The sequence below is a fragment of the Streptococcus sp. HCA-5024 genome, assembly GCF_037890265.1.
GTDB lineage: Bacteria > Bacillota > Bacilli > Lactobacillales > Streptococcaceae > Streptococcus > Streptococcus lingualis.
Genome location: NZ_JBBKBR010000002.1, coordinates 36596 through 51611, shown reverse-complemented (window position 1 = coordinate 51611; position 15016 = coordinate 36596). Strand labels below are relative to the sequence as shown.

At 42.0% G+C, this 15016-nt stretch carries 13 protein-coding genes; all 13 read right to left on the bottom strand.

Annotation, left to right across the window (positions count from 1 at the left end; translation table 11 throughout):
* Window positions 1-32: 32 nt before the first annotated feature.
* The gene (ileS, locus tag WKT08_RS03895; RefSeq protein WP_070465424.1) at window positions 33-2825 is read right to left on the bottom strand and encodes an isoleucine--tRNA ligase; all 2793 of its coding nucleotides are present in this window, start codon (window positions 2823-2825) and stop codon (window positions 33-35) included.
* 253 nt (window positions 2826-3078) lie between these two features.
* Window positions 3079-3906, bottom strand: a complete 828-nt coding sequence (locus WKT08_RS03890) for a DivIVA domain-containing protein (protein ID WP_340280196.1) — start codon at window positions 3904-3906, stop codon at window positions 3079-3081.
* Between the two features lie 9 nt (window positions 3907-3915).
* Window positions 3916-4707 (bottom strand): YlmH family RNA-binding protein, encoded by a 792-nt coding sequence (locus WKT08_RS03885; protein ID WP_155169230.1) that lies wholly within the window; start codon window positions 4705-4707, stop codon window positions 3916-3918.
* A 6-nt stretch (window positions 4708-4713) separates the two neighbouring features.
* Window positions 4714-4977: a YggT family protein gene (locus tag WKT08_RS03880; protein ID WP_049491323.1), complete on the bottom strand. Its 264-nt coding sequence runs from the start codon at window positions 4975-4977 to the stop codon at window positions 4714-4716.
* A gap of 1 nt (window position 4978) precedes the next feature.
* Window positions 4979-5614, bottom strand: coding sequence for a cell division protein SepF (locus WKT08_RS03875; protein ID WP_155168817.1), 636 nt, complete (start codon window positions 5612-5614; stop codon window positions 4979-4981).
* A 9-nt stretch (window positions 5615-5623) separates the two neighbouring features.
* Window positions 5624-6292: a YggS family pyridoxal phosphate-dependent enzyme gene (locus WKT08_RS03870; RefSeq protein ID WP_340280189.1), complete on the bottom strand. Its 669-nt coding sequence runs from the start codon at window positions 6290-6292 to the stop codon at window positions 5624-5626.
* Between the two features lie 2 nt (window positions 6293-6294).
* Entirely contained in the window at window positions 6295-7560 is a 1266-nt protein-coding gene (gene ftsZ / locus WKT08_RS03865; RefSeq protein WP_003005955.1) for a cell division protein FtsZ, read from the bottom strand.
* 15 nt (window positions 7561-7575) lie between these two features.
* Entirely contained in the window at window positions 7576-8964 is a 1389-nt protein-coding gene (gene ftsA, locus WKT08_RS03860; RefSeq protein ID WP_049523017.1) for a cell division protein FtsA, read from the bottom strand.
* A gap of 142 nt (window positions 8965-9106) precedes the next feature.
* On the bottom strand, window positions 9107-10333 hold the full coding sequence (locus WKT08_RS03855) for a cell division protein FtsQ/DivIB (protein ID WP_049523016.1): 1227 nt from the start codon (window positions 10331-10333) through the stop codon (window positions 9107-9109).
* Window positions 10317-11399 carry a UDP-N-acetylglucosamine--N-acetylmuramyl-(pentapeptide) pyrophosphoryl-undecaprenol N-acetylglucosamine transferase gene (locus WKT08_RS03850; protein WP_150905496.1) on the bottom strand — a complete coding sequence of 361 codons (1083 nt, stop codon included), beginning with the start codon at window positions 11397-11399 and terminating at the stop codon, window positions 10317-10319. Before WKT08_RS03850 ends, WKT08_RS03855 begins: the two co-directional genes overlap by 17 nt.
* A 1-nt stretch (window position 11400) precedes the next feature.
* On the bottom strand, window positions 11401-12750 hold the full coding sequence (gene murD, locus WKT08_RS03845) for a UDP-N-acetylmuramoyl-L-alanine--D-glutamate ligase (protein WP_340280182.1): 1350 nt from the start codon (window positions 12748-12750) through the stop codon (window positions 11401-11403).
* A gap of 90 nt (window positions 12751-12840) precedes the next feature.
* A complete protein-coding gene (locus WKT08_RS03840) occupies window positions 12841-13089 on the bottom strand; it encodes a DUF3165 family protein (RefSeq protein WP_004219693.1) in 249 nt (82 codons plus the stop codon).
* A gap of 23 nt (window positions 13090-13112) precedes the next feature.
* Window positions 13113-14960, bottom strand: coding sequence for a translational GTPase TypA (gene typA, locus WKT08_RS03835; RefSeq protein ID WP_049474409.1), 1848 nt, complete (start codon window positions 14958-14960; stop codon window positions 13113-13115).
* Between the last annotated feature and the right edge of the window lie 56 nt (window positions 14961-15016).

The window sequence follows — 15016 nt, the reverse complement described above, 5'->3', positions numbered from 1 at the left end:
AAGTTCCTTTATGGAACTTCTTTTAATGGCTTTTATTTAGCTTCAAATCCTTCTGCGACTGCATCCGCAAAGTTCTCTTCGACGATGCTTGCACAGTGATCACAGATGGTTGCGTGGTAGTGACGTTCAGCCGTTGTTGGATCGATGCGACGGCAACGGTCACAAACTTCACCAGCGGCACGTTCAACTGTGAAGGCTACATCTTCAAAGGTCACTGCATCTTCTGGAGCTGGTCCTTCTGCGATCGTCAATTCAGAAACAATCAAGAGTTGAGCAACATTGCTATCAACAGCTCCAAGAAGTGTTTTCACGACTTCGTTTGGATAAACTGTCAAGTGAGCTTCAAGTGATTTACCAATCACTTTTTCATTCCGTGCTTCTTCCAAGGCCTTTTGCGCTTGACCACGGAAGTCCATGAAGGCTGACCATGTATCCAAGATTTCTTCTTGGTTGGCAAACGTTTCTGCTTCTGGCAATTCTGACAATTGAACGAAGTCTTCTGCTTCAAACTCAAGATAAGACCAGATTTCTTCAGCAGTGTGAGGAAGAATTGGAGTTAAGAGTTTCGTGATTTTCACAAGGATATCATAGAAGACTGTTTGCATTTGACGACGTTCAAGGGATTTTGCACCTTCAATATAGACAACATCTTTGGCAAAATCCAGGTAGAAGGCAGACAAATCAACGTTGATAAAGTTGACTAGCGCTTTGTAGATCGTCAAGAATTCGAAGTTGGTATAAGCATCACGAATCGTCTTAACAAGTTGGTTAAAGCGAATGGTCATGTACTTATCAACAGAACGAAGTTCTTCGTAAGCGACTGCATCCTCAGCTGGGTTAAAGTCAGAAGTATTGGCAATCAAGAAACGAAGGGTATTCCGGATCTTACGGTAAGTCTCAGACACTTGGCTCAAGATATCCATTGAGATACGCACGTCATTGCTTGAGTCTACACTGGTTACCCAGAGACGCAAGATTTCAGCACCAAATTGCTTTTCAACATCACTTGGAGCGATGGTATTTCCAAGAGATTTAGACATCTTCTCACCTTTACCATCCAAGGCGAAACCTTGAGACAAGATTTGTTTATAAGGCGCTACACCATGGTTCGCCACAGAAGTGATAAGAGATGAGTTGAACCAACCACGGTATTGGTCTGAACCTTCCAGGTAAAGATCAGCTGGATATTTGAGTTCTGGACGGTTAACTACAACCCCATTCCATGATGAACCCGAGTCAAACCAGACGTCCATGATATCTGTTTCTTTTGTAAATTCCCCATTTGGTGAACCAGGATGCGTAAATCCTTCTGGCAAGAGGTCTTTCGCTTCACGTTGCCACCAGATGATGGAACCATGTTCTTCAAAGAGTTGCGCTACATGTTCGATGGTTTCAGCTGTCATGATTGGTGTTCCGTCTTCTGCATAGAAGATTGGAAGGGGCACACCCCAGGCACGCTGACGAGAGATGACCCAGTCACCACGGTCACGAATCATGTTATAAAGACGCACTTTCCCCCATTCTGAGTGGAATTTCACTTTTTCAATTTCGTCCAAGATATCTTGACGGAATTTTGATACAGAAGCGAACCACTGTGGCACGGCACGCCAGATGATTGGTTTTTTCGTACGCCAGTCAAATGGGTAAGAGTGAGAGATTTCTTCTTGAGCAAGGAGCAAATCTCCAAGTTTTTCGATAACCGTTGGAACAACCTTGTCATAGAACTGACCTGCAAAGTCAGGACCAGCATTCTCCATCATGATTCCGCGTTCATTAACAGTAACAGCAACTTCGAGGCCATTGGCAATCCCTACATTGTAGTCATCCTCACCAAAACCAGGAGCAGTATGGACGATACCAGTACCTGAATCAAGGGTTACATGCTCACCAAGGATCACCAATTCATCCACTTCCGGATCCCATGGATGTTCTGTCACGATATGGTTCAATTCTTTCCCTTGGTAAGTCGCAAGGACTTCAGCATTTTCCCAACCGAATTTTTCAGAAAGGCTTGGCAAGAGCTCAGATGCTACGACATACTTGCGGTCAGATCCAGCAGGCTTCACTACGACATAATCAAACTCTGCACCCACCGTCAATCCACGAGAAGCTGTAACCGTAAATGGAGTTGTTGTCCAGACAACGATGTAAGTGTCTGTATCTAGGACACCCTTACCATCTTTAACTTTGTTCGCATAGTAAAGAGACGTTGATACCAAATCATGGTATTCAATCTCTGCTTCAGCGAGGGCTGATTCAGAAGACCAAGACCAGTAAACTGGCTTAGCCCCACGGTAGATATAGCCTTTATTGGCCATTTCACCAAAGACTCGGATCTGTGCTGCTTCATAGTCAGGCGTCAAGGTTACATAAGGATGATCCCAATCACCTGAAACACCTAAGCGTTTGAAGTCTTCGCGTTGTTTATCTACTTGAGAAAGCGCATATTCACGGCAGAGTTTCAAATACTCAACCAAGTCCATTTCTTTACGTTTCACGCCTTGTTTGGCCAAGACTTGCTCAATTGGCAAACCATGAGTATCCCAACCTGGAATATAAGGGGCGTAAAATCCTGACATAGACTTAGAACGAACAATGATATCTTTTGAGATCTTGTTCATGGCATGCCCTACGTGAATATTTCCGTTGGCATAGGGAGGGCCATCATGAAGGGTAAAATGCGGTTTTCCTTCATTCAACTCTTGACGGCGTTGATACAATTTTGCATCTTCCCATTCTTTTTGCCAAACTGGTTCTTTCGTTGGAAGCCCAGCCCGCATTGGAAAAGCTGTTTTCCCAAGATTCAATGTTTCTTTAAGTTTCATTGTGTCTCCTTATTGATTTAAAAAGCTATAAAAAAACACGAGCATCCTAAAAAGGACGATTGCTCGTGGTACCACCTTTGTTCGAGAAGTCGCAAACGACTTTCTCCTCTCATCCCGTAACGAGGGAAACGTCCGTTCTTACTCAATGGTTCAGAACGAATACTGTAAAAGGATCATCCATTAAGAGGGAGTGCAGATCTTCCACCATCATCTGCTCGCTAGACCTATCATTAATGGACCTGTTTTTACAAAATTATAAAATATTGACAGATTCACGATTTGCATCATCTTCAGGTTGAATAGTTTCTTCAACCTCAACAACTTCTTCATTTTCATGACGAGCGTGCTCTGCTTCTTCTAAAGCGGATTGAACTTTTTCATTCAAACCTTCAAATGCTTGTGTTGCACCCAATTCTAAATTAGCAGCTTCGATGCGTTTTTGCAATTCTTCGATTTCAGCTGGAGAGAATTGACGAGTCAAATCAATGTTCTCATCTTCTGCATGATGATGGTGAACAGATTCACCCAAAGCTTTCTCCACAATTTCACGGAAAGCTTCATCACTTGTTTGAATGTACATAGCTGTTGGACGAAGAATTTCATCCCATTCAGGTGTATCGATAATGCTCAATTGGCTTTCGATGGTTGATTTCAAACGTTGATGGAAGACGCGTGTCTTGTTCTTCAATTCCTCTGTTTCAACGGCAACCTTCTTGGCATTATCCGTTGCATGACGAAGGATTTCATTTGCTTTTTGTTTTGCTTCATCCACTAAGTGCTGTGCATCTTGTTCAGCTTGACGAACAATATTTTCAGAACGTTCGTTAGCGGCTTGTTTGACACGTTCCGCAGTATCTTGTGCAATCAAAACAGATTGACTCAATGAATCTTTCATTTCATCAAAATAGTTTAAGCGTTCTTCAAGAGCTTGAATTTTTGCTTCTTGATCATGATTTAAACGAACAAGATCTTCATAATCGCGAACAACGATATCTAGAAATTCTTCTACTTCGTTCGCATCATACCCTCTAAATTTAACGCCAAAAGTTTTATCTTTAATTTCTAAAGCAGTAAGAGCCATAACTCCTCCTCATTTTTTACTTAAGAGTACTTCAACAGTTACTTTATATTTTCCACTCTTTGAAATACCATTTTCAGAAACAATTTTAAGACGCCCAAAGCGTCGAACACTGACTAAATCATTCAAACCTACAGTATAGCTAACATTGGAAGTTGTCGCATAATTAACTTTCACCAAGCCAGAACTAATCAACTGACTGGCTTGTGAGCGTGAAAGCTTGAAAGTCCCAGCAATCACCTTGTCTAACCGAAAACTCGACACGAGAATATCTCGCTGTTGGCTTTCTTCCTCTACAACAATCTGTTCAGATAGAGAAACTTCCCTAAGCTTAACAGGTACCCGAGAAATTTTCTGGATGTGATCCATGAAATAGGGAACAAAACGCTGTTCAACAAATACTTGGATCTTTCCATCACTTGTCAGAATATCTCCAAAGGACTTGCGCTCCACTCCTAATTGGTGAACAATGGTCCCCAGAACCTGGGAATGGGTCAAGTGATGAAATTTGGAAGCATAGACCATCTCTATTAATGCCAGATCAAAGTCACTTGGATCCAATTGATAATAATCCGGAGCCACAATGACCTTGGCATACTCCATTTTCTGCTCATCACTGGAAGCAAAGACCTGTAATTGGTAGCTTGCCGCGACATTTCGTAAAATAGTGACCTGATGAGGGTTTAAAAAACCCGTCACCTCAACAGAATAGCGTTCCACCACTCTTTCAGACAATTCAATACAACGATCAATAAATTCGTGATCTTCGCGATTGAAATGTTGGTAAATCTCTTTCTGTCCCATCATATTCTATCCAATCAAAAGTAGGAACAAGCGGGCTAATAACTGATTCATCAGGTTCAAAACCAAAAGTGCTATCCAAACTGTGAAATCTAAACCTCCCACCTGCAAGGGTAACTTTCTAAAAAGGCTCAAAAATGGTTCAACTAGGCGGTGAACCATTTGTCCGAGAGTACTCTGAGGCGCCCCAGGGAACCAAGCAAGCAAGGCATAGATGACTAGAATGATGGAATAGATTTGAATGATATTTGATAGATATTGAAAAATAATCATTTTAACGATTACGTTTCATATCGTAGTCAAATTCTGTTACTTCCACATCATTTGGAAGGCGAATATCTTCCACATTAACGACTACATTAATTGGAGTCAACAAGTACATGGTACTTGCCACACGACGAAGATTTCCTGCCAAAACATAACGAGCTCCATCCAAATAATCCAAACAACGACGGGCTTGTACCTCTGTCATATATTGGAAATCAATCAAGATACTCTCATTAGATAGTAATAGATCGACAATTTCAGTCGCTTCCTCGTATTTACGGGGATAGCGTACATCAATGGTAATCTTTTCATCTGTATTTGCACGATTAGCAGCCAATTCACGTTGACGTTCATGCAAGCGAGTGATATTTTCAGATGTATTTTTCGTTGTAGGCACAGATTCCTTCACAGCTGCTGTAGATACAGGAGTTGTAACAGGTGCGACAGGAGTCGGTTTTGGTTTTGGTTTTACCGGTTCTTTTTGACTAATCTGTGGACGTGGAGAAGTCACTTGAGGAGTTGGCTGTGGCTGTGGAACTGGTTGTGTTTCCGCACCAGCTGCTTTTGCCTCGCTAACTTCTACTTCTTCACCGTCTTCTGTGAAGTAGTCAATAAAGTTGTTAAATTTATCTTTTAATGACATAGTTCTTTCCTATTTAAAAAATGATGTCCCAATTCTAACATAAGTCGCTCCGTTCGCAACGGCTACTTCAAAGTCACGACTCATACCCATACTTAGTTCTGAAAAAGGCATATTTTTTAATTGTTTCTTTTCTAGTTGTTTCTGAAGTTGGTGAGTTTTTGAAAAAATATCCTGCAACTCTTCTTGACTAGCCTCAAAGGGAGCCATCGTCATTAAACCAACAATTTCAATTTTGTCCAGCTGTGCGATTTCCGCTAAAACATCATCCAGTTCATCGGGTGCAAATCCGTGCTTACTTTCTTCACCAGAAATGTTCACTTGGAGGAAACACTTGATCGGGTGTTCTGCTCGCTTTTGAATTTCTTGAGCCAGTTTCACCGAATCCAAGGCATGAAAGTAATCGACGAGATTAATCACGTCTTTTACTTTCCGCCGTTGGAGGCTCCCAATCAAGTGCCAAGTGAGATCATACCCTTTTAGAGCTTGATACTTTTCTAGGAATTTATCGACACGATTTTCACCGATATGTTGGATACCTGTTTTCACCATTGCTTCTGTTGTAACAACATCCACATACTTGGTGACAGCTATCACATTAACTTGATCTTGACGGTTAGCTTTGTTTCTTGCTGTTTCTACTTGTTGCCGAACAAGATCCGCATTCCCTACCAGATTCATGATTAACGATTCCGGAAGAATGGTGGTGTTTCCAATTCATCATCATCTGAAGATGAATCTACGTAACGATCAACTTGATGTGTTGATGTTGGTTCAGTTTGGCGAACGATATTCTCACGACGAATATCCCAATCACCAAAGGCTGAGCCACGGTTTGGTTCTACCGCTGGACGACTTGGAGTTGTTGGCAATTCAACATCTTGTTTCAAATCAAATTCACGGTCAAATGGTGCAGCTTGTGGGCGTTGTTCACGTGGTCCTGTTTTATAAGGACGTTGTGAGGAAGCAATTCCGCTAACGCGTTCTACCTTGTCTTGACGGACACCAGTTGCAACAACCGTCACGCGGATTTCATCTTTAAGAGATTCATCAATAGATGTACCCAACCAGATGTTCACTCCGTGACCTGCAGCTTGGTTTACAATTTCTGAAGCTTCTTCAGCTTCGATCAATGTCATATCCAAACCACCTGTTACGTTGACGATCACGTCTTCTGCACCATCAATTGTAGTTTCAAGAAGTGGAGAGTAAATGGCTTTACGAGCCGCTTCGATAACGCGTTCTTCACCACTACCAACACCAATACCCATGAGGGCATTTCCTTTGTTTTCCATAACAGTCTTCACGTCTGCAAAGTCAAGGTTGATCAATCCAGGACTTGTGATCAAGTCAGTGATCCCTTGAACACCTTGACGAAGAACGTTATCTGCTTCACTCAAGGCTTCAAGAAGCGGTGTCTTCTTGTCTACAATTTCAAGCAAGTTGTTATTAGAAATAATCAACAATGTATCTACATGTTCGCGAAGTTCGTTGATCCCTTCAATAGCGAAGTTGCCACGTTTTGAACCTTCAAACCCGAATGGACGAGTCACAACGGCTACTGTCAAAGCACCTACAGCTTTAGCAATACGAGCGATGACTGGTGCAGCACCTGTACCAGATCCTCCACCCATCCCTGCAGTGATGAAGACCATGTCTGCACCTTGCAAAGCTTCTGTTAACACTTCTTCGCTTTCTTCAGCTGCCTTACGACCAACTTCAGGTTGACCTCCAGCACCCAATCCACGAGTCAATTTTGGACCCAATTGGATAACTGTTTCAGCTTTTGCACTTGAAAGTGCTTGAACATCTGTATTAGCTGCGATGAATTCTACACCGGCAACGCCTTCGTCAATCATACGATTGATGGCGTTTCCGCCACCGCCACCGACACCGATTACTTTAATTACTGCACCTTGTGCCGCTGCTGTGTCAAATGAAAATGTCATAAATACTTACACTCCTTAATCAAACATATTACCGATCAAATTTTTCATTCGGTCTGTGAATGTAGTTTTTGGTTCTTGTTTGCTATCATTGCTTGCTGCTGGAATTTCTTGAGCATCCACTGGAGATTCAATCTTCTCAGCATTGTATGCAGGTACTACCGGTTGTGCTGGAGCAGCAGGTTGTGGTTGTACTTGTGATTGCACTGGACGATCAAATTGAATCGGTTGTTGACGCAAGACTTCGTCTCCATGAACCGCAGTTTGAGCAATAATATCCACATCTGTCAAATTGCCTGCATATTCAGACAAGCTAATCACATGGGCAAAAGCTGGATTGCGAATTCCAATTTGATTTGGAACAAACAATTTCACATTTACACCAAAGACTTCTTGAGCCAATTCTTCAACACCAGGAAGGATCGCACCTCCACCGATGATCACAATACCACCAGGAAGATCCAACAAATGTCTTCTCTCAAGGTCTTGTTTGATTTGCTCAAAGATGTGTTTGATACGTGCTGAAATGATTTCAGCTAAGTACTTCTCAGTCACTTCAACTGGCTCTACTTCACCGATGACTTCTACATGGAAGACTTCGTTTCCAGCAGACGGCACATAGGCTTCACCATAGTTGAACTTCAAGCCTTCTGCCAATTTTTGAGAAGTTTTCAATACTTTAGAAATATCTTTGGTAACATAATCGCCACCTTCTTGGTAGATATTTGTAAATTGAAGTTCTTGGCTACGAACAGATGCCACCGTTGTTTGGCCACCACCCATATCGATCACCGTTGCTCCGAATTCACGTTCGCCTTCATTCAAGACTGTTTTGATCATCGCAAGCGGTGAAATGATGATGTTTTCAACTTGTAAGCCTGCACGTTCAACGGTTTTACGCAAATTGTGCAAGATTGTACGAGGTCCTGTATAAAGAAGGCCACGCATTTCAAGTCGGATCCCCATCATTCCGCGTGGATCGCGGATTCCTTGGAAACCATCTACTGTGAATTCTTCAGGAATGAAGGTGATTACTTCACGATCCGGTGTCATACTTTTTGTGAGTGCAGATTTGACAACATTTTCAACATCTGCATCTGTGATTTCTTTCGAATCACTTGTGACTGGAATCATTCCTTGAGTTGCTTCGATTTGTAGTAAATTTGCAGGCAACCCAACATTGACTAGATTGATTGAAATCCCTGCTTTTTCTTCAGCTTGGCTGATTGCATTTTTAATTGCATTTGAAGCAGCTTCGATATCTACTATAATTCCATCTTTGACGCCAGCACTTTTTGCATTGCTGACTCCAATTACATTCATTTCTCCATTGACATGTTCTGCCACCAATACTTTTATTGAACTAGTACCGATATCTAAACCTGTAAAAAAGCCGTCTCTAGCCATTACACCAGTCCTCTCTCTTTATTTGTTTTCACTTTACATCTATTTATAGCCCTTTTAGTTGGAACTATCCAAACTTCATTATATCACAAAGAAGCCTAAAATGGACATTTTTTCTTCAATTATTTGAGATAATTTATGGGCTTTACTCATTCCCAGAAGAATTTTCTCCTTCCGGATTCTGTTCTTGATTCTGTTCTTGGCTTGCTTCCTCAGAATGTTCTTCTTGCTTTTCTGTACTTTCAGCCTTTTCTTTTTCAGCTTGCTCTTTGGCATCTGCGATGGATTGTTCACTATAGCTGAAAACTCCAGCCTCCATATCAATGGTGGAATCATCGTCTAATTGCTTACTAATGGCTTTATAATAAGGAAGCTTGCGGGTAATTTGGGAAACAGGCACCAAGATTTTATTATCGTTTTTCATAGTGATGGTCACCAGATCCTTGGTGACCTTGCTAGGAGTCAGATCTACCGAAACAATTTTATCCGTAATGGAAGAAGATATAGACTTCATTTCTTGGACAAATTGTCTAACCAATTCTCGATCTGAGAATTTTAAGCTAATATAGGAGGACGGCAATTCCGAAGCTGGAGTTACTGTCTCAACGACTTCTCCATTTTCCAATACTGGATAGTGGTCTTCTCCGGTCACATAATAGGCAACCACTTTGTGTTCCACGATATTGACTTTAAAGGTCACCGGGAATTGATAATGCATGTGAACCTCTTTGATCCATGGACTAGCCGTTTTCATATTTTGTTCATAGACCGATTTATGAAGGAAGGTCGTCAGAGTATAATCTTCTTCTTTGATGCGACTTTTTTCATACAAAAGTTGCTGATCAACCGCTTTATTCCCTGAAAATTCAATCACTTTCTGTGTGGACAAGGGGCTTAAAAAGTAGATTGAGAGAAGGGCGACAATCGAGCTGATTCCGATAACCGGAAGGGCACGATAGATATGGCGTTTTGCCACTGTCGGTTCCTTCTTTGGTTTTTTCGTCTTTAAGCCTTTAAAAAATGAAGGCTTTTTCTCTTGCTTCTCTGAAGGATCTAGCTCCTCTATAGCCGGATCATCCTTTTCTCCTTCTGAACTTTCTCCATCTGCTTCTGGATCCTCTTCGACCTCAGATTCATTTTCCTCTTCAGACTCTTCTATTTCTTCTTCAGATTCTTCCTCTGAGACGGAAGCTGTTTCTTTTTCTGAAAGGTCTTCGTCTTCTTTTGCTTCTTCGCTTTCAGTTTCCTCTGTTTCAGCTTCTTCCGCTTTTTCAAGCGCTTTTTTTTCTAAATATTCTTTGTTTCTTTTTTGCCAGGCTGACAATTCTGTAATTTTGTCATCCGTTGGCGTTTTTTTATTGTCGTCCGTCATCTTTTCCCTTACTGATATCTTTTTGAAGCAGGCCATAAAAATCGTCTAGTGAAAGGAGTTCTGTCGATTTTTCCATTGCTTGGTGGTAGACTTGGCTTTGCTTCAACATTTCTTGAATGGTTTCATTAAAGGTTTCGAGCGTCAATTGATCTTCCTGCAATTGCTCTGCATAACCTTTATCCACAAAATATTGGGCATTTTCAATCTGATCGCCACGGCTGGCTTCTTTTCCTAGCGGTACAATCAAATGGAGTTTGTTCATAGCTAAGAGCTCAAATAAGGTATTGGCTCCACCCCTAGTCACCACTAAATCAGCCTTTTGGAGCATTGGTAAATACTGATCGGTTACATAATCCACTCGATACAAGCCACCCTCAGCCTGATTCAATGTTGAATCGCCCGTCAAATTGATGATATTGTAGTGCTGCAAGAGCTCTGCTTTGTGCTCTGTCACAAATTCATTAAAGACACGCGCACCGGCTGATCCTCCGACAAAGAGAAGGGTCGGCAAGTCTTTTCGGAAACCTTTTGTTTTTTCTTCTAAAACTTCTGAAGTTGGCGGTATATGATCTGTGACCTTGGTTACCGCACCGATATGCTCACTCTTTGTCAAACCATGTGCTTGCTCAAAAGTCGTGTACATCTTGGTAGCAAATTTATAAGCAATTTTATTGGCCAATCCCATCGAGAGATCGGACTCATGGATATAGACAGGAACACGCGTGAGTCGGGCCGCAATCACTGGTGGCACAGAGACAAATCCCCCTTTTGAGAAGAGAACTTGTGGGCGCACACGAAGCAGGATTGCAATGGACTGGAGCGTTCCCCAAGCTACCTTGAACACATCCATCATATTTTGGAAAGAGAAATAGCGGCGCAATTTCCCCGTTGCAATTGAATGGAAGCGTACGTCTAAGCCAGACTTTTTGATCTCTTGGTATTCGATTCCTTTTTTGTCTCCAATATAATGGACTTCCCATCCATCTTCGATAAATTTTGGAATCAAGAGGAGATTAAGGGTCACATGTCCCACGGTTCCCCCACCAGTAAACATTATTTTTTTCATCTTATTTCAACCCTTTTACTGTAGCAAGGAATTCATCCCCACGCACTTCAAAATTCGGATACATATCCCAGCTGGCATTGGCAGGACTTAGTAGTACAACATCGCCAGGGCTAGCCAAGTCGAAGGCTTTCTTTGTAGCATCTGCTACATCTGCCGCATCAACATAAGAGACGCCTGCTTTATCGGCTGCGCGTTTCACTCGAGGAGCTGATTCCCCTAGAATCACCATTTCCTTTAAGCCAGTAATGTGAGGCACCAATTCATCAAATTCATTGCCACGATCGAGCCCCCCTGCAATCAAGATCACCTTGTTGTTATCAAAACCAGAAAGGGCTTTTTGTGTTGCTAAAATATTAGTCGATTTACTATCATTATAGAATTTGACACCTTGAATTTCATCCACATATTGAAGGCGGTGTTTGACACCTCCAAAGGCTGACAAGGTTTCTTTAATGACCTCATTCTCCACACCCCGGACTATTGCAACCGCAATCGTTGCCAAGGCATTCTCTACATTGTGACTACCTGGAACGCCCAGTTCATCTGCACGCATAACAACTTCTCCCTTAAACTTGAGAAGTCCATCTTCCAAATAAGCCCCGTCCACTTTTTCAACCGTTGAAAATGGAAGGACCCTTGCCTTGGTTTTTGTAGCGAGTTCCTTGGCCAAGTCTTGATTGAAGTTCAAGACAATGACATCTTTTTCTGTCATATTCTTTTGAAGATTCCATTTGGCAGCTACATAATTTTCAAAAGAACCATGATAGTCGATATGGGTTGGCATGAGGTTGGTAATCACTGCAATCTCTGGATGGAAGGCTTCAATTCCCATCAATTGGAAAGAAGACAATTCCATGACCAGAACATCCTTTTCTGTTGCTGTTTGTGCAACTTGACTAGCTGGAAAACCGATATTCCCAGACAATAGACCACCTTGGCCGGCAGCCGTCAAGACTTCCCCGATCATGGTTGTCGTTGTCGTTTTTCCGTTTGATCCTGTAATCCCAATAATTGGCGCATCCGAAATCAGATAGGCCAATTCCACCTCAGTGAGGACGGGAATGCCCTTTTCAAGCGCTTTTTCAACCATTGGATTGGAATAAGGGATTCCTGGATTTTTGACCATGACCGCAAAGTCTTCATCCAACAATTCCAAAGGGTGACCTCCTGTCACAACTTTAATCCCTTCTTCCAGTAAACTTTGTGCTGCTGGATTTTCTTCAAAAGGTTTGCCATCATTGACGGTCACAATCGCTCCTAAGCGATCCAACAAACGGGCAGCTGACTCGCCTGACTTCGCCAAACCTAATACAAGAACCTTTTTATTTTCAAATTGTTTCACAAATTTCATGATTTCTTCGCTCCATTTTTATCACTCTCTATTTTACCTTTTTTTAACAAAATTAAAAAGCCCAAAGGGCTTTAAAAATCACGTCAGCGTTTATTTTTTCTGTTTGGTCGTCATTTTGGAAATATCCACCAAAGCCAGGTAGCCAACAAAGGCGAGAAAGGCACCGACAAAAAACTCAGACGGTAGTTGGAATATCTGAAAAATGGCGAGACAAGTCAGTACGATAATGGAGACAATTAAGACCACCATTGTGACACTGTTTAAGGTACCACGAATACTTTTTGGGGTCATAAAAAGGTAAAAAAGGAGAATCAAAATCCCTAAGATAAAATAGACCATTTTGTTTCTCCTTTCTTTCCGTATTATTCAGCAGCTGCTGATTTTTTCTTTTTATTTGCTTTTTCGCGTTCTGCTTTGTTCAAGATTTGTTTACGTAGACGGATAGATTCAGGCGTTACTTCCATGTACTCATCGTCGTTCAAGAACTCAAGAGATTCTTCCAAGGTCAAGATACGAGGAGTCTTGATAACCGCTGTTTGGTCCTTAGTAGCTGAACGAACGTTGGTCATTTGTTTTGCTTTCGTAATGTTTACGGTCAAGTCGTTCTCACGAGAGTTTTCCCCGATGATCATTCCTTCGTAAACTTCTGTACCTGGATTGACAAAGATCGTACCACGTTCTTCGATAGACATGATAGAGTAAGTGGTGGCTTTTCCGTTATCGATTGAAACAAGAGCACCACGGTGACGTCCACCGATTTCTCCTGGAATCACTGGCAAGTATTGATCAAAGGTGTGGTTCATGATTCCGTAACCACGTGTCATTGACAAGAACTCTGTTGAGTATCCAATCAACCCACGCGCTGGAACAAGGAAGACCAAACGAGTTTGACCGTTACCTGTTGCAACCATATCCAACATTTCACCCTTACGCTCAGAAAGGCTTTGAATAACAGATCCTTGGTATTCTTCTGGTGTGTCGATTTGTACGCGCTCAAATGGTTCACATTGGACACCATCAATTTCCTTGATAATAACTTCTGGACGAGATACTTGAAGCTCGTATCCTTCACGACGCATGGTTTCGATCAAGATAGACAAGTGCAATTCCCCACGACCTGAAACTGTCCATTTATCAGGTGAATCAGTTGGGTCAACACGAAGAGAGACGTCTGTTTGTAATTCCGCTTGCAAGCGTTCTTCGACTTTACGAGAGGTTACCCATTTTCCTTCGCGACCAGCAAATGGTGAGTTGTTAACCAAGAAGGTCATTTGAAGCGTTGGTTCATCGATGTGAAGGATTGGAAGAGCTTCAACTGCGTCTGTCGGTGTGATGGTTTCTCCAACGAAGATATCTTCCATACCAGAAATAGCGATCAAGTCTCCAGCTTTGGCTTCTTGAATTTCACGACGTTCCAAACCAAAGAAACCAAAGAGTTTGGTAACACGGAAGTTCTTAGTCGTTCCATCCAATTTAGAAAGGGTTACTTGGTCCCCAACTTTTACAGTACCACGGAAGACACGTCCGATACCGATACGTCCAACGAAGTCGTTATAATCAAGCAGGGATACTTGGAATTGAAGGGGTTCATCTGAGTTATCAACTGGAGCTGGGATGTGATCAATGATGGTATCAAAAATCGGTGCCATTGTGTGCTCTTGATCAGCTGGATCATCTGAAAGTGAAGAGGTTCCGTTGATCGCTGATGCATATACAACTGGGAATTCCAATTGGTCATCATCCGCACCCAATTCGATGAAGAGTTCAAGAACTTCATCTACAACTTCTTCTGGACGAGCAGATGGTTTATCGATTTTGTTGACTACAACGATCGGAACAAGATCTTGTTCCAAGGCTTTTTTCAATACGAAACGAGTCTGAGGCATGGTTCCTTCGTAGGCATCTACGACCAATACAACCCCATCAACCATTTTCATGATCCGTTCCACTTCTCCACCGAAGTCTGCGTGTCCTGGTGTGTCCATGATATTGATTCGAGTTCCGTTATAAGCAACGGCTGTATTTTTAGCAAGGATCGTGATCCCACGTTCTTTTTCAAGATCGTTTGAGTCCATTGCACGTTCTTGCAATTCTTTACGTTCATCCAAGGTGTGCGATTGTTTCAACAATTCGTCTACCAAGGTTGTTTTCCCATGGTCAACGTGGGCAATGATCGCAACGTTACGAATATCTTCTCTTAATTTTGTCATGATTTCCTCTATAAAATTTTAAATAATATTTCTAACTGAACAATTATACCACAGTC

Coding starts and splice junctions, on each gene's coding strand:
- ileS (WP_070465424.1), bottom strand. CDS start 2,825: ATGAAACTTAAAGAAACATTGAATCTTGGGAAAACAGCTTTTCCAATG.
- WKT08_RS03890 (WP_340280196.1), bottom strand. CDS start 3,906: ATGGCTCTTACTGCTTTAGAAATTAAAGATAAAACTTTTGGCGTTAAA.
- WKT08_RS03885 (WP_155169230.1), bottom strand. CDS start 4,707: ATGGGACAGAAAGAGATTTACCAACATTTCAATCGCGAAGATCACGAA.
- WKT08_RS03880 (WP_049491323.1), bottom strand. CDS start 4,977: ATGATTATTTTTCAATATCTATCAAATATCATTCAAATCTATTCCATC.
- WKT08_RS03875 (WP_155168817.1), bottom strand. CDS start 5,614: ATGTCATTAAAAGATAAATTTAACAACTTTATTGACTACTTCACAGAA.
- WKT08_RS03870 (WP_340280189.1), bottom strand. CDS start 6,292: ATGAATCTGGTAGGGAATGCGGATCTTGTTCGGCAACAAGTAGAAACA.
- ftsZ (WP_003005955.1), bottom strand. CDS start 7,560: ATGACATTTTCATTTGACACAGCAGCGGCACAAGGTGCAGTAATTAAA.
- ftsA (WP_049523017.1), bottom strand. CDS start 8,964: ATGGCTAGAGACGGCTTTTTTACAGGTTTAGATATCGGTACTAGTTCA.
- WKT08_RS03855 (WP_049523016.1), bottom strand. CDS start 10,333: ATGACGGACGACAATAAAAAAACGCCAACGGATGACAAAATTACAGAA.
- WKT08_RS03850 (WP_150905496.1), bottom strand. CDS start 11,399: ATGAAAAAAATAATGTTTACTGGTGGGGGAACCGTGGGACATGTGACC.
- murD (WP_340280182.1), bottom strand. CDS start 12,750: ATGAAATTTGTGAAACAATTTGAAAATAAAAAGGTTCTTGTATTAGGT.
- WKT08_RS03840 (WP_004219693.1), bottom strand. CDS start 13,089: ATGGTCTATTTTATCTTAGGGATTTTGATTCTCCTTTTTTACCTTTTT.
- typA (WP_049474409.1), bottom strand. CDS start 14,960: ATGACAAAATTAAGAGAAGATATTCGTAACGTTGCGATCATTGCCCAC.